The sequence below is a fragment of the Pseudomonas sp. 21 genome (genome assembly GCF_000955805.1).
In the GTDB taxonomy this organism is placed as follows: domain Bacteria; phylum Pseudomonadota; class Gammaproteobacteria; order Pseudomonadales; family Pseudomonadaceae; genus Pseudomonas.
Map to the genome: position 1 here is coordinate 20,954 of NZ_JYOA01000010.1, position 17,556 is coordinate 38,509.

The 17,556-nt window shown below is 66.8% G+C and carries 23 protein-coding genes and 1 pseudogene; 9 read left to right on the forward strand and 15 right to left on the reverse strand.

Annotated elements, in window-relative coordinates:
- Positions 1 to 15 precede the first annotated feature (15 nt).
- From UB43_RS22070 to UB43_RS22085, 5 genes and pseudogenes are all read right to left on the reverse strand, one after another.
- The gene (locus tag UB43_RS22070; protein ID WP_045215418.1) at positions 16 to 717 is read right to left on the reverse strand and encodes a DUF484 family protein; all 702 of its coding nucleotides are present in this window, start codon (positions 715 to 717) and stop codon (positions 16 to 18) included.
- 11 nt (positions 718 to 728) lie between these two features.
- Positions 729 to 1,559: a diaminopimelate epimerase gene (gene dapF, locus UB43_RS22075; RefSeq protein WP_045215420.1), complete on the reverse strand. Its 831-nt coding sequence runs from the start codon at positions 1,557 to 1,559 to the stop codon at positions 729 to 731.
- Between the two features lie 13 nt (positions 1,560 to 1,572).
- A pseudogene (locus UB43_RS29250) lies at positions 1,573 to 1,764 on the reverse strand (diaminopimelate decarboxylase); the annotation flags it as partial.
- Positions 1,695 to 1,880 (reverse strand): hypothetical protein, encoded by a 186-nt coding sequence (locus UB43_RS22080; RefSeq protein WP_045215423.1) that lies wholly within the window; start codon positions 1,878 to 1,880, stop codon positions 1,695 to 1,697. The pseudogene UB43_RS29250 and the gene UB43_RS22080, both read right to left, overlap by 70 nt.
- A 10-nt stretch (positions 1,881 to 1,890) precedes the next feature.
- Positions 1,891 to 2,031: a lipoprotein gene (locus UB43_RS22085; protein ID WP_017520757.1), complete on the reverse strand. Its 141-nt coding sequence runs from the start codon at positions 2,029 to 2,031 to the stop codon at positions 1,891 to 1,893.
- 153 nt (positions 2,032 to 2,184) lie between these two features.
- Here UB43_RS22085 and UB43_RS22090 point away from each other — a divergent pair, with 153 nt between their 5' ends.
- The 4 genes from UB43_RS22090 (at position 2,185) to rnk (ending at position 4,350) form a co-directional block, all read left to right on the forward strand.
- Entirely contained in the window at positions 2,185 to 3,246 is a 1,062-nt protein-coding gene (locus tag UB43_RS22090) for an AraC family transcriptional regulator (RefSeq protein WP_045215427.1), read from the forward strand.
- Entirely contained in the window at positions 3,243 to 3,578 is a 336-nt protein-coding gene (gene cyaY / locus UB43_RS22095) for an iron donor protein CyaY (protein ID WP_024762102.1), read from the forward strand. Before UB43_RS22090 ends, cyaY begins: the two co-directional genes overlap by 4 nt.
- Positions 3,556 to 3,762, forward strand: coding sequence for a DUF1289 domain-containing protein (locus tag UB43_RS22100; RefSeq protein WP_045215430.1), 207 nt, complete (start codon positions 3,556 to 3,558; stop codon positions 3,760 to 3,762). The genes cyaY and UB43_RS22100 overlap by 23 nt, the downstream gene beginning before the upstream one ends.
- Positions 3,763 to 3,945: 183 nt before the next feature.
- On the forward strand, positions 3,946 to 4,350 hold the full coding sequence (gene rnk, locus UB43_RS22105) for a nucleoside diphosphate kinase regulator (protein ID WP_045215433.1): 405 nt from the start codon (positions 3,946 to 3,948) through the stop codon (positions 4,348 to 4,350).
- A 45-nt stretch (positions 4,351 to 4,395) separates the two neighbouring features.
- On the opposite strand, the gene UB43_RS22110 is transcribed toward rnk, so the two are convergent.
- From UB43_RS22110 to UB43_RS22120, 3 genes are all read right to left on the reverse strand, one after another.
- A complete protein-coding gene (locus UB43_RS22110; protein WP_045215435.1) occupies positions 4,396 to 7,245 on the reverse strand; it encodes a class I adenylate cyclase in 2,850 nt (949 codons plus the stop codon).
- A gap of 92 nt (positions 7,246 to 7,337) precedes the next feature.
- Positions 7,338 to 7,571 carry a TIGR02647 family protein gene (locus UB43_RS22115; protein ID WP_045215438.1) on the reverse strand — a complete coding sequence of 78 codons (234 nt, stop codon included), beginning with the start codon at positions 7,569 to 7,571 and terminating at the stop codon, positions 7,338 to 7,340.
- Positions 7,572 to 7,671: 100 nt separating this feature from the next.
- On the reverse strand, positions 7,672 to 7,950 hold the full coding sequence (locus UB43_RS22120) for a hypothetical protein (protein ID WP_045215440.1): 279 nt from the start codon (positions 7,948 to 7,950) through the stop codon (positions 7,672 to 7,674).
- A gap of 87 nt (positions 7,951 to 8,037) precedes the next feature.
- Between UB43_RS22120 and UB43_RS22125 the strand changes: the two genes are divergently transcribed.
- Both UB43_RS22125 and ppk2 read left to right on the forward strand, forming a co-directional pair.
- Complete coding sequence (locus UB43_RS22125) at positions 8,038 to 9,003, forward strand: magnesium transporter CorA family protein (RefSeq protein WP_045215443.1); 966 nt, start codon at positions 8,038 to 8,040, stop codon at positions 9,001 to 9,003.
- A 216-nt stretch (positions 9,004 to 9,219) separates the two neighbouring features.
- Positions 9,220 to 10,176, forward strand: coding sequence for a polyphosphate kinase 2 (gene ppk2 / locus UB43_RS22130; RefSeq protein ID WP_177329818.1), 957 nt, complete (start codon positions 9,220 to 9,222; stop codon positions 10,174 to 10,176).
- A 4-nt stretch (positions 10,177 to 10,180) separates the two neighbouring features.
- Here the strand turns inward: ppk2 and UB43_RS22135 are convergent, their stop codons facing one another.
- The 3 genes from UB43_RS22135 to UB43_RS22145 all read right to left on the reverse strand — a co-directional run bounded on the left by UB43_RS22135 (position 10,181) and on the right by UB43_RS22145 (position 12,551).
- On the reverse strand, positions 10,181 to 10,948 hold the full coding sequence (locus tag UB43_RS22135) for a hypothetical protein (protein WP_045215447.1): 768 nt from the start codon (positions 10,946 to 10,948) through the stop codon (positions 10,181 to 10,183).
- Between the two features lie 225 nt (positions 10,949 to 11,173).
- Complete coding sequence (locus UB43_RS22140; protein ID WP_045215449.1) at positions 11,174 to 11,671, reverse strand: outer membrane beta-barrel protein; 498 nt, start codon at positions 11,669 to 11,671, stop codon at positions 11,174 to 11,176.
- A 190-nt stretch (positions 11,672 to 11,861) separates the two neighbouring features.
- Positions 11,862 to 12,551: a Crp/Fnr family transcriptional regulator gene (locus UB43_RS22145; RefSeq protein WP_045215452.1), complete on the reverse strand. Its 690-nt coding sequence runs from the start codon at positions 12,549 to 12,551 to the stop codon at positions 11,862 to 11,864.
- 74 nt (positions 12,552 to 12,625) lie between these two features.
- Between UB43_RS22145 and UB43_RS22150 the strand changes: the two genes are divergently transcribed.
- Positions 12,626 to 13,150 carry a DUF962 domain-containing protein gene (locus UB43_RS22150; protein ID WP_045215454.1) on the forward strand — a complete coding sequence of 175 codons (525 nt, stop codon included), beginning with the start codon at positions 12,626 to 12,628 and terminating at the stop codon, positions 13,148 to 13,150.
- Positions 13,151 to 13,156: 6 nt separating this feature from the next.
- On the opposite strand, the gene UB43_RS22155 is transcribed toward UB43_RS22150, so the two are convergent.
- A complete protein-coding gene (locus UB43_RS22155) occupies positions 13,157 to 13,945 on the reverse strand; it encodes a helix-turn-helix domain-containing protein (protein ID WP_045215457.1) in 789 nt (262 codons plus the stop codon).
- Positions 13,946 to 14,088: 143 nt separating this feature from the next.
- Here UB43_RS22155 and UB43_RS22160 point away from each other — a divergent pair, with 143 nt between their 5' ends.
- The gene (locus UB43_RS22160; protein ID WP_045215459.1) at positions 14,089 to 14,490 is read left to right on the forward strand and encodes a hypothetical protein; all 402 of its coding nucleotides are present in this window, start codon (positions 14,089 to 14,091) and stop codon (positions 14,488 to 14,490) included.
- Between the two features lie 90 nt (positions 14,491 to 14,580).
- On the opposite strand, the gene UB43_RS22165 is transcribed toward UB43_RS22160, so the two are convergent.
- Both UB43_RS22165 and UB43_RS22170 read right to left on the reverse strand, forming a co-directional pair.
- Positions 14,581 to 15,171 carry a 2-hydroxychromene-2-carboxylate isomerase gene (locus UB43_RS22165; RefSeq protein ID WP_045215461.1) on the reverse strand — a complete coding sequence of 197 codons (591 nt, stop codon included), beginning with the start codon at positions 15,169 to 15,171 and terminating at the stop codon, positions 14,581 to 14,583.
- Positions 15,172 to 15,205: 34 nt separating this feature from the next.
- Positions 15,206 to 15,934, reverse strand: a complete 729-nt coding sequence (locus tag UB43_RS22170; RefSeq protein WP_045215464.1) for an SDR family oxidoreductase — start codon at positions 15,932 to 15,934, stop codon at positions 15,206 to 15,208.
- 104 nt (positions 15,935 to 16,038) lie between these two features.
- Here UB43_RS22170 and UB43_RS22175 point away from each other — a divergent pair, with 104 nt between their 5' ends.
- On the forward strand, positions 16,039 to 16,611 hold the full coding sequence (locus UB43_RS22175) for a TetR/AcrR family transcriptional regulator (protein WP_045215466.1): 573 nt from the start codon (positions 16,039 to 16,041) through the stop codon (positions 16,609 to 16,611).
- A gap of 109 nt (positions 16,612 to 16,720) precedes the next feature.
- Here the strand turns inward: UB43_RS22175 and UB43_RS22180 are convergent, their stop codons facing one another.
- A complete protein-coding gene (locus UB43_RS22180; RefSeq protein WP_045215468.1) occupies positions 16,721 to 17,470 on the reverse strand; it encodes a sulfite exporter TauE/SafE family protein in 750 nt (249 codons plus the stop codon).
- Between the last annotated feature and the right edge of the window lie 86 nt (positions 17,471 to 17,556).

Here is a 17,556-nt window from a genome sequence, read left to right on the forward strand (position 1 = left end):
ACCGCGTTGCGAAGGTCAGCGTACCGAGCGCAGGGGCGTGGAGAAGCGCGGCAGGGTGCGCGCGAGGACTTCGGCGACGTAGCCCAGGAACAGGGTGCCCAGCGAGCTCTTGTAGTGCTGCGGGTCGGGGCTGCCGATCGCCAGCACGCCGTGCAGCCCCTGGAAGGTCAGCGGCACCACGGCGGCGGAGCCGACCTGCTCGCGTTCGCTTTCGCAGAACAGGAAGGCCAGCTCGTGGGGGCGCAGCACGCCGCAGACGGTCTTGCCGCCGGACAGCAGGCCACCGATGGCCTGGTGCGCTTCGGCGCTGCTCACCGAGCGGCCCACCGGCAGGTTGTTGTCGCTGAACAGGATCAGGCTGACGTAGGGCACCAGGAACTCGTGGCGCAGGCTGTCTTCCACCGTGCTGACGATTTCCTCCAGGCTGGTGGCGTCGAGCAGGTCGAGCACCAGGCGGCGGGTCTTGTCGAACAGACGGTCGTTGTCGCGGGCCACGTCCATCAACTGCGACAGCCGATGGCGCATCTCGATGTTGCGCTCGCGCAGCAGGCGCACCTGGCGCTCCACCAGCGACACGGCATCGCCCGGCTGGTGCGGAATGCGCATCTCCGGGATCAGCTCGTCATGGTCGACGAAGAATTCAGGGTGCCGGCGAAGATAGTCGGCGACCTGTTCGGCTTCGAGCGTAACGGTGGGGTCCTGCGGAGTATCGGTCATAAGCGTCCCGGTTATAGACGTACCTGGCCTTCGAACACCCGCACGGCGGGCCCGGTCATCATAACGGGCTGACCCGGTCCTGCCCACTCGATGGACAACCGTCCGCCGGGAAGGTCGATCTGTACCGGCGATTGCAGCCAGCCCTGGCGAATGCCGGCGACGGCGGCGGCGCAGGCGCCGGTGCCGCAGGCCAGCGTCTCGCCGGCGCCGCGTTCCCAGACGCGCAGGCGCGCCTGGTGCGGATTGACGATCTGCAGGAAGCCGATGTTGGCCTTCTGCGGGAAGCTTTCGTGGACTTCGAGCTTCGGCCCCAGGGTGCGCACCGGTGCGCTGTCGACGTCATCCACGCGCAGTACGCCGTGCGGGTTGCCCATGGAGATGGCGGCCAGCTCGTAGCGCTGCCCGTCCACTTCCAGGGGATAGCTCAGCGCCTCGCTCTGGGCCTTGAACGGCACCTGCTCGGGCACCAGGCGCGGCGGGCCCATGTCGACGGTGACCTGGCCATCGTTGGCGATGGTCAGCTCGATCATGCCGCCCTTGGTTTCCACGCGAATGGTTTTCTTCGCGGTCAGGCGCTTGTCGACCACGAAGCGGGCGAAGCAGCGCGCGCCGTTGCCGCACTGTTCGACCTCGGTACCGTCGCAGTTGAAGATGCGGTAGCGGAAGTCCGCGTCGGGTGTGCTCGGCGGCTCGACGATCAGAAGCTGATCGAAACCGACTCCGAAATTGCGGTCGCCCCACTGTTTGACGTGGCGTGGCTGCACGTGGGCGTGCTGGCTGACCAGGTCCAGGACCATGAAGTCATTGCCCAGCCCGTGCATCTTGGTAAAGCGCAGAAGCATCGTCGTCTCGGCCTCAGTCCGGCAGCAGGCTTTCGCCGGCGAACAGCTCTTGTCTCTTGCGGCTGCGCACCCCGTGCGCGGCCGAGCTATCCGCCAGCACCTCGGCGGCGCGGCCCCGGGTGTTGTCGTTGGAATTCATGACGAAACCATAGGCGCCGGCCGGATGAACGGCCAGCAGGCCACCTTCTTTGCGGGCGGGAGCACGAAGCCGGCGGGGATGTCGCCGGCTTCGCCGGGCGGCGTGCCAGGGCGCTCGGCAATCGCCGACGCTGGCACGTCTGCCGCGAGCAGTAGCCCGCCGCGGACGTCGAAGGCGTCCATGGGAACGCCCTCAGAGACCGTAGCGGTCCTTGCTGTGTTCGTTCTTGGCCTTTTCGTCGTCCGGCAGGTACAGCGGGCCTTTCTGCCCGCAGCCGGCGATGGCGGCGGTCAACAGGGCGATCGCGACGAAGGGAAGCAGCAGTCGCTTCATGGCGGAATCCTTGTAATAAAGCGTCAATGGGGCCGGAGTATACCGGCCCCCCGCCGGCTTGCCTATGCGAGCCGGCTCCCGCCCTGCGGGGCTTGCGGCTCGCGCCCGGCGGGCCACTGGCCCTATGATGGCGGGCAAAAAATGGAAAGCTCGATGGACTATCGCGATCCCCTGCCCAGTTCGGTGTCGGTGGCCTACCTGCAGGGCCTTGTGGAGCATCTGCAGCGCCAGGGCGTGGAGCCGGCGCGGCTGCTGGCGACGGTGCACCTGGAGCCCTCGATCCTCGCCCAGCGCGAGCAGCGTATCGCCGCCAGTGCCTACCTCGAGCTGGTCGGCGCCGGCGTACGCCTGAGTGGCGACGCCAACCTCGGCCTGCACCTGGGCGAGGCGGTGCGCCCCGGCTACTACGGCGTACTCGGCTACCTGATCATGAGCTGCGCGACCCTTTCCGACGCCCTGCATCGCCAGGCGCGCTATGCCGCGCTGGTGGGCAACCTGGGCCGCGTCGAGCTGGCCGACGAGCCGCCGCGTGCCGGCTGCGAGCCATTGGTCAAGCACTGCTGGGAGGCGCTGCTGCCGCAACAGCAGCGGCAGATGAGCGAGGAGACGCTGGCCGGCTGGGTCAGCTTCGGCCATTGGGTCAGCGGCGTGGACGAGGCGCCGTTCGAAGTGCGCTTCAGCCACAGCGCCCCGGCGGACGTCAGCGAACACGCACGCATCTTCCGCTGCCCGGTACTGTTCGATCAGCCGGACAATGCCCTGGTCTTCCCCAAACGCCTGCTGGCGCTGCCGCTCGGCCAGGCTGACGCCCAGGTGCAGCGCACCCTGGATGCCTACGCCGAGCGCCTGCTGGTGGAGATCAACAAGGGCGACAGCGTGCTCGACCGCGCGCGCCTGGAGCTGGCGCGCCAGTTGCCGGAGCAGGGCGCCGACCTGGAGCGCCTGTCGCTGACGCTCGCCCTCAGCCCTCGCACCCTGCAACGCCGCCTGCGCGATACCGGCCTGTCGTTCAGCCAACTGGTGGACGAAACCCGCCAGCAGCTGGTGCTCCACTATTTGCGCGACCCGGCACTGGACACGGCGGACATCGCCTACCTGCTGGGCTTCAGCGAAGCCGGTTCGCTCGCCCGCGCATTCCGGCGCTGGACGGGGCAGAGTCTGGGCGAATACCGGCGTAAACTGGTGCCTTTGACTGATCCCGAGGACGATGCATGAGCACTTTGAGCGAGGCCCGCTTCCATGACCTGGTGGACGCCGTACAGGTAACGGTGGAGGACGCCTTCGACGACAGCGATCTGGACCTGGACCTGGAGAACTCCAGCGGCGTGCTGACCGTGCGCTTCGAGAACGGCACCCAGCTGATCCTCAGCCGCCAGCCGGCGCTGCGCCAGCTGTGGGTGGCGGCGCGCTCCGGCGGCTTCCACTTCGACTACGACGAATCCGGCTCGCTGTGGATCTGCGACAGCACCCGCGAACCGCTGGGCGCGCTGCTCAATCGCGCCACGCTGGAACAGGCTGGCGAGGATGTCGACTTCCCCGGCATCTGACGCGCAGGCGAGCGTCGCCTCGCCCTGCTGCCGGCGCTGCTGCCTGGACGACGCGGATGTCTGCGTCGGCTGCGGTCGCACCCTGGGCGAGATCCTGGAGTGGAACGAGGCGGACGGCGAGCGTCGCCGGGCGATCCTGGCGGACTGCGAAAAGCGCCGAAACAACCACTTGCCGAAGTGGTGACTGGTCGGTGTTGCTTATTTTCTGTGCTGTGTTAGTGTCCGGGAAAACCCCGCCTTGGGCGGGGTTTTTCTTTTTTCGGAATTCATTGCGCGTTCGCTTCCCGAACGCATTTACTGCCAGAACACCCAGGGCCCCGAGCGCGCGAGCGTCCGGGGCTCTCCTGTAAGGAGACTGCCAACCATCATGACCACGACACCCATCACCGTCACCCGACTCGACCTGCAACGTCTGGAGCGCATGCTCGACAGCCTGGATGAGTACGGCCCCGCGGCCGAGGCGCTGGAGGCCGAACTGGCCCGCGCCACGGTGGTCGGCCACGACGAGATTCCGCCGGGCGTGGTCACGATGAATTCCACCGTGCGTTGCCGCGAGGAAAGCAGTGGCAAGGAATACCACCTGACGCTGGTCTACCCGGCCGATGTCGGCGGGGAAGGCAAGGTATCGATCCTCGCCCCGGTGGGCACCGCGCTGCTGGGCCTGACCACGGGCCAGAGCATCGACTGGCCGGCGCCCAGCGGCAAGACGCTGAAGCTGACCCTGCTGGAAGTCGAATACCAGCCCGAAGCGGCCGGCGACTTCGATCGCTGAGTTCCCCCTCCGGGACTTTCCCTCCCCGGGCGTCCGGTCCGGCCTTCAGGCCTCGGCCAGCGCCCGGTTCAGCGCCTGCTCCAGGCTCTGCTTGTAGCGCAGGAAATGTACCGTCTGCAGTTCGCCGCCCTCGCGCATGGCCGACAGGTCCAGGTCGGTGATGTAGCAGGGGTAGCGCTCCTGCCCCCGGCGCCGGTCCAGGATGTGCCGGGCCACGGCCTGGAACAGCTCGTTGCCGAACTCCAGTTCCGAGAACTCGCGGTGGTTGCAGAACAGCGTGGTGCGCGCGCGCTGGCCTTCTCCGGGCTCGACGATCGCCTGCACGTTGTAGAACGGCAGCGCTTCCAGCGGCTGCGGCGTGTGGCGCCGCTCGATGCGTTGCGCGCGCTGGTGACCATTGGTCACCACTTCGTAGAAGAGGATGTCCGCCCCCACCGGTCCCTGGGTTTCCAGTAGCGAAATCACGGCGTTGCGGCGGTACTGCACCGACTGCAGGAAGCGCTGCAGCGGCAGCAGCAGGCCTTCCTCGGTGTCGTACTCCTGGCGGCGCCGCCAGAGGGCGTTGCGCTCGTCGAGGATGGTGATTTCCGCGCTGCCTTCGTCCAGGCGGTAGAACACCTGCACGGTATTGGCCCGGCCCAGCGGCAGGATCATGGCAAGGTCGTCGCCTTCCAGCGCGTGCCGGTCCAGCTGCAGGAAGCCGCTGTCGTCCTGGGTGTCGCCCAGGTGTTCCACCAACGCCGGCAGCCCCTCGATCACCCGGTGGCTGACGCTGCCCGGCACCAGGTGCAGCAGGTGGAAATGCTGGCGTACCTGCAGCAGGTAGCGCCCACCCTTGCCACTGGCGAGCTGCGCATGGGCGTCGCGGAACAGGTCTTCCACGCGCTGGGCGATGGCCGTGGCGCGGTTGCGGCAGAAACAGCGCACCAGCAGGCGCGGCGGCGGGGCGTCGGTGGGCAGTGTGTTGAGGAATTCGCGCAGGCAGTCGAGCAGCGCGTGGGGCCCGGAATAGCGGCTGACCAGCAGTTCGTTCCAGCTGTTGAGGGTGATCTGGTCGAGGGTCAGCACCAGGTTGTCGCGCACGCCGGAGTAGCCGAGCGAGTCGGTCCGCTCGGTGGTCATGTGCACGTTCATCTGGCTGTGCTGGCGCAGCGGGTCGACGCCGACGTTCACCAGCAGCAGTACCTGCGAGGGCACCGCGCTGCGCAACAGGGCGCTTTCCGGCACTTCGTTGAGCGGCAGCGGGACGGCCTGCTGCAGGCTGCCCAGCAGGTTCTGCAATTCGAATTCGCTGAGGTCGCTGGCGCCCGGTTGCAGGGACAGCCGCGTGGTGGCGTCGATCACGCCGTTGCGGTGGCTCCAGGCGAGCAGTTCCATGAGGTCGCGGGCGCGGCGCAGCGGGGCGAAGTCGGCCATTTCCTGCAACGACAGGTTGCCGCTGAACAGTGCCCAGTACGGCGGTTTGCCGGCCTCGCCGCCGGGCAATTGGGCGAGGGTGAGGATGTCCTCGGCCATGTCCGGGGCGATGCCCGGGTTGATGAACTCGACCTTGCCGGCCTTGCGCTCGAAGGCGGCATACAGGCGCCGGCCGAGGATGCCCATGTCCCGCGGGTTGATGCCGCTGGTGGCGTGCTGCAGGCGGGCGAACTGCGAGAGGAAGCGGTAGCTGTGGGTCAGTTCGTTGACCAGCGCACGGCGCTCCAGCAGCACCTGACGGACCTTCCACTGGCTGCGGCTGTCGAGCTGGGCGAAGGCGCGGCTGTCCCACTTCCAGGGCGCCGAGACGCGCTCCATCACCTTGCGCTGCCAGCTCTTGTGGCCCTGGCGCGGCGGGCGGCTGAGCTTCTTGCCGACCTTCAGGTAGAGGCAGCGACGGATCAGCTCCAGGCGTTCGGTTTCGCCGCGCTCCTTGAGGTATTCCTCCAGGCGGCGGTAGAGCATGACGTAGGGGTCCAGCTCCTCCACGTCCAGGCGCCCGGCGTAGATCGCCTGCTTGTAGCGCAGGCTCAGGCAGGACACCTGTGGATGTTCGCTGGCGTAGACCTCGGTGAGCAGCAGCTTGAGCACCGACTTGTAGGGCGACTCGATGCCCTTGAACAGCTGCCACATGCCGGCACCGATGAACTCGCCCGGCGGGATGCGTGCCAGGTGGCCGAGGTCGAGGACGTCCTCGGTGCGGATGAAACGCTTGCTCAGCAACGTCTGGCAGTACTCGGCGTAGCGGTTCTCTTCGTAGACCGGCACCAGCCACCACAGCGGCGTGCGGCCGCCGAGCCAGATGGCGGTACGGTAGAACTCGTCGAGCAGCAGGTAGTGCTGGCTGGTGCCGCAGTCGTCGGAGGTCAGCCGGGCCTCGCGGGCGCCCTGGGTGTAGTGCTGCGGGTCGACGAGGAAGCAGTGCACCTCGGCGCCCTGGGTGGCGGCCCATTGTTCGAGCAGCTCGCATTTGCGGCGCAGTTCCGCCAGCTCCCGCTCGGAGAGGTCGGAGGCGTGGCAGACCCACAGGTCCAGGTCGCTCTGCTCGGCCTGGGCGACGGTGCCGAGGCTGCCCATCAGGAACAGCCCGTGGATCGGCAGCGGCGGATTGCCGCGACGGGTCTTGTAGCTGAAGGAGCGGGTCAGGCGCTGGGCCTCGGCGAGGAGCTCGTCGTCCGGGACGAAGTTCGACAATCCAGCGGGCGTGCTGGCCGAAACGTAGCCGGGCAGCAGCGGGTGGTTCACGTCCAGCAGCAGCGGCAACAGCTTGAGCACCAGCTGCTGGCGCGTGGAGAGCGCTTCGCTGGCCCGCTGCAGACGCGCGGCATTGACCTTCAGGAAGCGCTGACGCAATTGCGTCAGCACCTTTCGGTCGATGCCGTCGTCGATGTCCGGGCGGATCTCGGGGGTGAGCGTCATGGCGTACTGCTGCCTGGCCAGCGGCGCCGCATCAGGAAATGCGGCGCTCGGAAGTGTGCCAGTTTATCGCCCGCTCGCGGGGGAACTTGAGGTCAGCCGCGCAGGATGCCGAGCAGGACCTGGGCGTGCTCGGCGGCGTCGAGCCCCAGTCCGGTCAGATAGCCGCCGTCCTGCTTGTCGATCAGGCCCTTGGCGTGGAGCCGTTCGGCGGCGGCCACTGTTTCGGCGGAAGCGTCGTGGTGCACTTTCAACCCGGCCTGGCTGTTCTCCAGGTCGTAGAGCGCCAGCAGGTCCAGTTCTTCAACCATTTCTTTCGTGAAAGCCATTCGCCTAACTCCCGATGGTCAATGAGGCCTCAGTGTAGTCTCAAGTCCGACCGGTTCGGCAAGCGCTCTTATGCCGCTGTTTCATTTCACGATGCTGCCGTTACGCCTCGGTGCCGTCGGGCAGGGTCGGCAGCGCGCGCAGCGCCTCTTCGTACCACTCGCCGTTGAACGGGCGGTCCTCGGCCAGCATCGCCTCGATCTCGTGGGCGAGTACCAGGGCCATCAGGTGCAGGGCGTCCTCGCGCTCGTAGCCGACCAGGGTCAACTTGTTGAACACGGCGCGGGCGGCCGCCGGGCTCTCGCTGTCGATCTGGTTCTCGATGGCCTGGATCAGGGTGTCCTCGGCGAAGGACTCTTCGCTGTCGTCTACGTCGGTCATCACATTGCTCTCCGCTGGACTTGTGAAGCGCCGGGAAGTTGGCCAACCTGCGGGTCAACTTCTGGCTGTAAAGGATTGTCGGGCGACATGATCACCTATTACACCCTGGTCGGCGACCGCCTGGTGCGCCACAACGGCAACGAGTGCCACGGCATGCCCAAGGACACCCTGTGGATCGACCTGTTCCAGCCCACGGCGGAAGAAGAGCGGCTGCTGGAGTCGATCATCGAGGTGGATGTGCCAACCCAGGAGGAGATGGCCGAGATCGAGGACTCCTCGCGCTTCTACGAGAGCAATGGCGCGCTGTACATGACCACCACGGTGGTCGGCGGTATCCGCGAGCACAAGCCGAGCACCTCGGAAGTCACCTGCGTGCTGACCCCGCATTGGCTGGTGACGGTGCGCTACACCGACCTGCTGGCCTTCCGCACCTTCGAGACGCGGACCCAGCGCGGCGGCTGCGAAGGGCGCAGCGACCAGTTGTTCGTGACCCTGATGGACAGCGTGGTGGACCGTATCGCCGACGTGCTGGAGAACGTGCAGAAGCAACTCGACAGCCTTGGCAGCGGCATCTTCCGCGAGGGCCCGGCCAGCGAGAAGGCCGACCTGCAGGAAGTGGTCAAGCAGTTGGGGCGGGGAAACTCGCTGCTGTCCAAGCTCAACGAGAGCCTGCTGAGCGTCAGCCGGCCGCTGTCGTACTTCCGCCAGGGCAGCAATGGCTGGATCAGCGACGAGGTGAAGCTGGGCATGAAGTCGGTGGAGCGCGACGTGCGCTCGCTCAGCGAGTACCAGACGAAGATGGCCGGGGAAATCACCTTCCTGCTGGACGCTACCCTGGGCCTGATCAACATCGAGCAGAACAGCATCATCAAGGTGTTTTCCATCGCCGCCGTGCTGTTCCTGCCGCCGACCCTGGTGGGCACGGTGTACGGCATGAACTTCGCGCACATGCCCGAGTTGCAATGGCTGGCCGGCTACCCGATGGCGCTGGTGGCGATGGTGATCTCGGCGATCATTCCCTACTACTGGTTCAAGTACAAAGGCTGGCTGTAGCCGGTTGCTGGCTGGATTGAGACGGGTTCGCTCGATGGAATTGATGTCGGTCAAGAAGGCTCGCCCCGCTGGCGCAGAGAGTGGGAAGTCCCCTGACCACTCAATGTCTCACCGGAGGAGACCATGTCCGAGCCCGTTACCAGCAGAACCCCCCCGGTACGCCGTGCCAGCAAGACTGCCAGCCGGGCGCCCGCCGCCGCTCCCGCCAAGCCGCCGATGACCGCTGGCGCGGAGGAAATCCGCGCCCAGAGCCAGGGCCCGGTCGCGCTGAAAGTGGCCATGGCGCCGCGCGGCAGCAACGAGGACTCCACGTCCGCCGAACTGCCGGCCTTCTACCCTTACCGCAAGCGGCTGCAGCGCAGGGAATACGAGCATCTCAAGGAGCAGCTGCAGGTCGAGCTGCTGAAGGTGCAGAGCTGGGTGAAGGAGACCGGCCAGCGCGTCGTCGTGCTGTTCGAGGGCCGTGACGCCGCGGGCAAGGGCGGCACGATCAAGCGCTTCATGGAGCACCTCAACCCGCGCGGCGCGCGGGTGATTGCCCTGGAAAAGCCCAGCGACGCCGAGCGCGGCCAGTGGTACTTCCAGCGCTACATCCAGCACCTGCCCACGGCCGGGGAGATCGTCTTCTTCGACCGCTCCTGGTACAACCGCGCCGGCGTCGAGCGGGTGATGGGCTTCTGCTCGCCGCGCCAGTACCTGGAGTTCATGCAGCAGACGCCGGAGCTGGAGCGCATGCTGGTGCGCAACGGCATCCTGGTCTTCAAGTACTGGTTCTCGGTGAGCCGCGAGGAGCAATTGCGCCGCTTCGTCTCGCGCCGCGACGACCCGCTCAAGCACTGGAAGCTGTCACCCATCGACATCCAGTCGCTGGACAAGTGGGATGACTACACCCAGGCCAAGGAAGCGATGTTCTTCCACACCGACACCGCCGATGCACCCTGGGTGGTGATCAAGTCCGACGACAAGAAGCGCGCGCGCCTCAACTGCCTGCGGCACTTCCTGCACACGCTGGACTACCCCGGCAAGGACGAGAAGATCGCCCACGCCCCGGACCCGTTGCTGGTGGGCCGGGCCGCCGACCTGGACCGCGACGAGATGCAGGCGCCCCCGGTCGCGGAGAGCGCCCCCGCGGTGCCCGTGGCGGAGCCGGAGCCTGAGGCGATTCCGGCCTGAGGCGTTACTGCTGGCTGATCAGCATGAGCTGGCCGGAAACGGCGCGGGCGTTGCGATCGACGATGATCGGCGCCCAGGGCCGGCCGGAGGCGCTGACGCCGCTGTTGCTCTTGCTGTTCATGTCCAGCAGCGCCTTGCTCAGGTACTCCCAGCGGGTGCGCAGTTTCTTGGTCGCATCGCTGTCGGGCAACTGGTCGATACGCTGGGTCAACAACGGCACCAGCACGCCCTCGTCCTGGCCGAGGTATTCCTGCGGCTGCTCGCGGGCCAGCTCCAGGCCGCTGATATAGGCGCGGCCCAGGTACTGGGTGGCCAGGTATTCCACGCGCACCGGCAGCTCCCACAGCGGAATCTGGCTGGCGTCGGCGGTGGCGGGGACGAAGCGTTCGATCTGGTTGAGCAGGTCGCGCAGGGAGCGGCTCAGATCCTGGTTGTAGCGCCAGGGCAGGTCTTCTTCCTTGGGGCCGTAGGAAACGCCATTGCGAATCTGGGTAACGAACTCCGCATGGGCCTTGCGCAGGGCATCGTCAGCCTTGGGGTAGGCCTTGACGGCATTGTCCAGCGTGGCCAGGTCCTTCTCCAGCTGGGCGGCGTGGGTTTCCTGGAAGCCTTCGCCGCGCAGCAGCAACAGGCTGTTGATCGAGCGGCAGGTATAGACCTGCAGGGTCTGCAATTGCAGTTCCTCGCTGGGCAGGTTGGCCTGGGCGGCGAGGGAGAGGAGTCCGAAACAGCACAGCAGGAAACCGCGATAGACATCGAGCTTTCGGAACATGGCGGAGGCGTCCTTCTTGTTATTGTGAGCTGCCTGATTCGCCCGGGCGCGTGTTCTCTGGCGCCAGAAATGCAGCTATTCCTAGGCTAGCTGCGAACCTCGCCGCTGCAACCGTCCGAAAGAGTGATTTGTGCAGCTGAACCGGTGCCGGCGGAGGGTTCGGGAGGGGGAGGACTGCTCTGGGGAGAGCCGAACCTCCGCCGGGCTTTGCGGGGCGGACGGGCGTCAGAAGCGCCAGTAGGCCGAAAGGGTGGTCTGGTCGAGGTCGATGTCGCCGACGTCCAGGTATTCCTGTTCCAGGCGCACACCCAGGCCGCCAATCACGTCCATTTCGCCGCCGAAGCCGTAGAGCGCGTCCACGTCGTCGGACTTGCCGGCGGCGTCGTTGTCGGCGTGCCAGGCGTGCACGCCGGCGATGCCGTACACGCGGATGCGCTGGCCAATGGGCACGCCCAGGTGGACGTTGGCTTGCAGCGACTCGCCGTCGAAGTGCTTCTTGCCGTCGTTCATGTCACCGAAGTCGACCACCGCGCCTTCCAGTGACAGGTAATTGTTGAAGCGGTAGCCGGCGTACAGCTTGTAGCTGTTGTCGTGGTCATCGAAGGAGCGGTCGTCGATCTCGAGGCGAGTCACGCCGCCACCGACGTAGAGGCCGCTGTCGTCGGCCATCGCCAGGGCCGGAGCGGTCAGGGCGAGGGCGCAGAGGAGTTTCGAAAGGCGCATAGGATTCCCTTGCGGCCGGCGTGAGGCGCCAGCCGCCTTGCTGTCTTGCGGAGGATTTGGGTGCCGCTCTGGCGCGGGCTTATCGGCGCCAGCGCAGCGGCGGGGGCATTAGAGCGGGGCAATAGCGTGCGCGACCATCGAAGCTTGTCGAGAGTCGTCTGGCTTTTGTTCTAGAGGCTCTCGTCCAGAGTCAGGCGTGGGCTGCCTGGCGCAGGCGCTCGCGGTCCAGTATCTCGATGCCGCCATAGCTCAGGCGCACGATGCCCTGCGCTTCCAGCTCCTTGAGGATCTGGTTGGTGGTCTGCCGCGACAGCGACAGCATGGCCGCCAACTGGTCCTGGGGCAGGTGCAGCTCGCGCTTGGCGGTGGCCGACTCGCCGTAGCCCTCGGCGATCATCAGCAGGCGCCGCGCCAGGCGCGGTGCGGCCGGCAGCAGCGAGAGCTCTTCCAGCACGGCGAAGGTGATGCGCAGCTTGTGGCTCATCAGCAGGGCGAAGTCGCGCCAGTATTCCGGGTGCAGCGCCAGCAGCGCCTGCAGCGGCGCCAGGGGAACCTGCAACAGGACGGTGGCGCCCTCGGCGTAGGCGTCGTGGGTGCGCGGCTGGCCGTCGAACAGGCAGATCTCGCCGAACCAGTTGGGCGCTTCCACCAGCGCCAGCAGCGCTTCCTTGCCGGTCTCGCCGACCACGCTGACGCGCATCGCGCCTTCCACCACGCAATACAGGCCGCACGGCGCATCGCCACGGGCGAACAGGCGCTGGCCGGCGGGCAGGCGGCGCACCACGGCGGCGTCGCACAGCGCCTGGCGCAGGCCCTCGGGGAGGGTCTGGAACCAGCGGCCATCGTGCAGGCCGGAGAGGTAAGGCTTGGCGTCGGTCATGGTCAATGTCGGCTAGCTGACAGAGTGGCAAGGCGCACATCGCCATGATGCCAGTACCTTGCGGGAGAACAACAATGAAAACGCTCGTCGACCACCTTGCCCAATATGCCGCCTACCACCGTGACCGGCGGAACATCGTCAGCCATTTCATCGGCATCCCGATGATCGTGCTGGCCATCGCCACCCTGCTGTCGCGCCCCGGCTTCGAGCTGGCCGGGCTGCCGGTCTCGCCAGCCACGCTGCTGGCGCTGGCCTCCGTGGTTTTCTACCTGCGCCTGGACTTGCGCTTCGGCCTGCTGATGACTGCGCTGCTGGCACTGTCGCTATGGATCGGTGCCGCATTCGCAGCCGGCACCACGGCGTCCTGGCTTGCCTGGGGGATCGGCCTGTTCGTGGTGGGCTGGATCATCCAGTTCGTCGGCCACTGGTACGAAGGACGCAAGCCGGCGTTCGTCGATGACCTCTCCGGGCTGATCGTCGGCCCGCTGTTCGTCGCCGCCGAAGCGGCCTTCCTGCTGGGCCTGCGCGATGAAGTGCGCCACGCCGTGGAAGAGCGCGCCGGCCCCACCTGCATCCGCGAGAAGAAGGCGACCGCCTGATTCAGCTCACTCCGTACCGCTGAGCTGGCGCAGGATCCGGGCGCTGTCGGGGTCGGCGGGGAAGAAGGTTTCCAGCGCCAGCTCCGACAGCGTCACGTCCACCGGCGTGCCGAACACCGTGATGGTGCCGATCAGGCTGCACACGCCAAGCTCCGTCTGCAGTTGCACCGGGATCAGCACCATGTCGCCGCTGGCCGCCTCGTCGTAGGGCGGTGCCGGATAGGCCGCCACCTCGTCGCGCAACGCCGCCAGTGCCGGGTCGCCGCTGGCTTCGTAGTCGCGCTGCAAGCGCTCCACCACATGCGCCTTCCACGGTCCGAGATTGAGGATGCGCGGTGCCAGCCCCTTGGGGTGCAGGCTCATGCGCAGCACGTTGATCGGCGGCTGCAGCAGTTCCGGGTCGACGCCGAGCAGGAAGATATCCACCGTGCGGTTGGACGCCAGCAGATTCCAGTGGCGATCCACCACCATCGCCGGGTTCGGCTCGTGGGCCTTGAGCAACTGGTCGATGGCCTGTTTCGCCACGGTCAGCGCCGGATCGTCCAGACCTTTCTCCGAATACACCGGGGCATAGCCCGCCGCGCTGAGCAGGCGGTTGCGCTCGCGCAGCGGAATGTCCAGTTGTTCCGCCAGGTGCAGGAGCATCTCGCGGCTGGGCAGGGCGCGTCCGGTTTCGACGAAGCTCAGGTGGCGCGTGGAAATCTCCGCGTCGCAGGCGAGGTCGAGCTGGCTGAGCCGGCGGCGCTGGCGCCATTGGCGGAGCAGGGCGCCGACCGGTTGGGCCGGGCTGTTCATGGCTGGAGTGTTCATGGGATCGAACGATAGACCTCCCACCCCGTAACGGCCATTACCTGGCAGGTAATCGACGCACCTACGTCCCGAGCGGATTCTTCAGCCACACGCCGCCAACCGGTGGCGATCCCTGAAGGAGCTTCGCCATGACTCTGCTGCAACCGTCCCCGCTGCTTCGTCTCACCCTCAAGGCCGACGCCCTGGCCGGCGGCGCCATGGGCCTGTTGATGGCACTGGCTGCACAACCGCTCGGCCAGCTGCTGGGCCTACCGTTCGTCCTGCTGCTGGTGGCCGGCATCGTCTTGTTGCCGCTGGCGCTGGTGCTCTACTGGATGTCCAATCAGCCGGCGCTGTCGCGCAGCGGAGTCTGGGCCGTGATCGCGCTGAACGCGCTGTGGGTGGTGGAGAGCGTTGCCCTGCTGGTGACCGGCTACGTACAGCCGACCGCCCTGGGCTATGCCTTCGTCATCGGCCAGGCGCTGGTGGTCCTGCTGTTCGCCGAACTGGAGTTCTTCGGCCTGCGTCGCTCGGCGGTCCTTGCGCTGTGATGTTCGCGAGCAAGAACTAGGCGTCCCCCTCGCTCCTACAGGGCTGCATCGGTGCGCTTTTCGTAGGAGCGAGCTTGCTCGCGAACCGCTTTACGCCAGGGCTTCGCGAACGAAATCCAGTCGATCCTGGCCGAAGAACATCTCGTTGCCGACGAAGAAGGTCGGCGCTCCGAACATGCCGCGCTGGATGGCCGCCTCGGTGTTGGCCTTCAGCGCATCCTTCACCTCCTGCTCGGCGGTCAGCGCCAGCAGCGCCTGCGGATCGAAACCCGCCTCGGCCAGCAACGGGCCGAGCACCGCCGGGTCGCCCAGGTTCAGCGCATCCACCCACATGCCCTTGAACACGCAGGCCAGCAGCCCCTCGAAGCGTTCCGGCTGGCGTAGCTGGATGCCGGTGGCGGCGCGCATCAGGGTGAGGGTGTTGATCGGGAAGTGCGGGTTCATTTTCATCGGCACGCCATAGCGACGGGCGAAGCGGGTCATGTCGATCAGGGTGTAGCGCCCCTTGGCCGGCACGGCGATGGGCGACGCATTGCCGGTGGCCTGGAACACGCCGCCCAGCAGGACCGGGCGATAGACCAGCGCGGCGCCGGTGTCGGCGCAGATCTTCGGCAACTGCGTATAGGCCAGGTAGGAAGTCGGGCTGCCGAAGTCGAAGTAGAACTCGACGGATTTGCTCATGAGTGGCTCTCTTCTTGTTGTCGTTGTGGGTGGATCACCAGCGTTCGATCCAGGGGCGCAGGTCCAGCTCGAAGGTCCAGGCGTCCCGGGGCTGGCTGTGCAGATACCAGTAGCTGTCGGCGATATGCTCGGGGTCGAGGATGCCGTCCTGGTCCTTCTGCGCGTACTTCTGCGGGAAGTTCTCGCGGATGAATTCGGTGTCGATGGCGCCGTCCACCACCACGTGGGCGACGTGCAGGCCCATCGGCCCCAGTTCGCGGGCCATGCTCTGGGCCAGGGCGCGGATGCCGTGCTTGGCCCCGGCGAAGGCGGCGAAGCCCGAGGCGCCGCGCAGGCCGGCCGTGGCACCGGTGAACAGGATGGTGCCGCGCTGGCGCTTGACCATGCACTTGGCCACTTCGCGGCCGGTGAGGAAGCCGGAGAAGCAGGCCATTTCCCAGATCTTGAAGTACTTGCGCGCGGTCTCCTCGAGGATGCTGCACGGCACGTTGGCGCCGATGTTGAAGACGAAGGCTTCGATGGGGCCGATGTCGCGCTCGATGGTTTCCACCAGCTCGATCACCGCTTCTTCCTGGCGGGCATCGGAGGCGAAGCCGTGGGCCTCGCCACCTTCGGCGCGGATGGCGTCCACCAGCGGTTGCAGCTTGTCTGCCGAGCGCCGGGTGACGCAGGCGACGTAGCCCTCGCGGGCGAAACGGCGGGCGATGGCGCCGCCGGTGGCATCGCCGGCGCCGATGACCAGGACGACTTTCTTGTTGGACATTCTCGTTTCCTCAGGGGTGCGCAAAAGTGGGTAAACGGTCGTTAGGTAAACGAACGTTATGTTAATATTCGACGCATCGTCAACCGCTTCGACGGAGGCGCTCCATGCGCTACTCAGCGACCCACAAGGAAGAAACCCGCCAGCGCCTGCTCGACAGCAGCGGCTCGCTCGCCAAGCAGGGCGGTTTCGCCAGCACCGGCGTGGACGGGCTGATGAAGGCCGTGGGGCTGTCTGGCGGGGCGTTCTACAACCACTTCGGTTCGAAGGACGAGCTGTTCGCCGCCATCGTCGAGCGCGAGCTGAGCCAGAGCGTCGAGCGCCTCGCGGCGAAGGGCAAGGTGCTCGACCGTGCGCGCCTGGAGCGTGGGCTCAAGCGCTACCTGAGTGTCACCCATGTGCAGGATTCGGCTGCCGGTTGCGCGATTCCGGCCCTGGGCGCGGAGATTGCCCGCGCTGACGAGTCAGTCCGACAAAGCGCCGAGGATGCGCTGGTGGAGTTGCAGCAGGCCTGGGCGGAGGTGCTGGGTTCGGCGGAAGACGCCTGGGCGTTGCTGGCACAGTGTGTCGGCGCGCTGGTGCTGGCGCGGATGGTCGCGACGGAGAAGGTGCAGAAGACAATCGTCGAATCGAGCCGGGATTTCCTGCTGCGGCATCTGGACGAAGCTGAGCGGGCTTAACACTTGTAGGAGCGAGGGGGACGCCTAGTTCTTGCTCGCGACCAAACCCTCGCTCGGGGCTGGGTTCGCGAGCAAGCTCGCTCCTACAGAAAAGCAATCCGGCGCGAGATTACATACCGCGAATGGCGAGGTCTGCGCCCAGCAGCAACAGCCCGCCGAAGAAGCAGCGGCGGAATGCCAGCGGGCTGATCCGTGAGCGCAACCAGGTGCCCAGGTACATCCCTGCCAGCGCCGGCAGCAGGGCCAGCAGCGACAGGCCGAGCACATCCGCCTGCAGCAGCGAGCCGTGCTGGCTGAGGGTGATCGCCAGGGCCAGCGTCGAGACGGTGAAGGACAACCCCAGCGCCTGCACCAGGTCGTCCTTCTCCAGGCCGAGAGCCTGCAGGAAAGGCACGGCGGGAATCACGAAGACGCCCGTCACGGCGGTGACGCCGCCGGTGATCACGCCGATCAGCGGCGACAGCCAGCGTTCATGCCGTGGCGCCACGCTGAAGCGCTTGTTCGACAGCCCCAGCAGCGCATAGAGGATCAGCGCTACGCCCAGCAACGGCGTGGCCGCCGGCCAGTTTTCCCCCGCCAGCAGCCAGCCCACCGCCAGCGTGCCGACGACTATGCCCAGCAGCATGCCCCACAGGCGTTTGAGCAGCCCGAGGAAGCGCGGGCCGGCCGCGAGTTGCCAGACATTGGTGACGGTGGAGGGGACGACCAGGATCGCGGCGGCCTGCATCGGCGGCATCACCAGCCCGAGCAGCCCGACGGCCACGGTGGGCAGGCCGAGACCCACCACGCCCTTCACCAGGCCGGCGAGGAGGAAGGTGAGGACGATCAGTTCGAGGTGCGAGGGGAGGGCGTCGAACATGGCCGGGCCTTGGCAGCGAGGGACCGGGGCAGGATACGGAAGAACGAGGAAGGGCGCGAACCTGTAGGAGCGCCCCATGGGCGCGA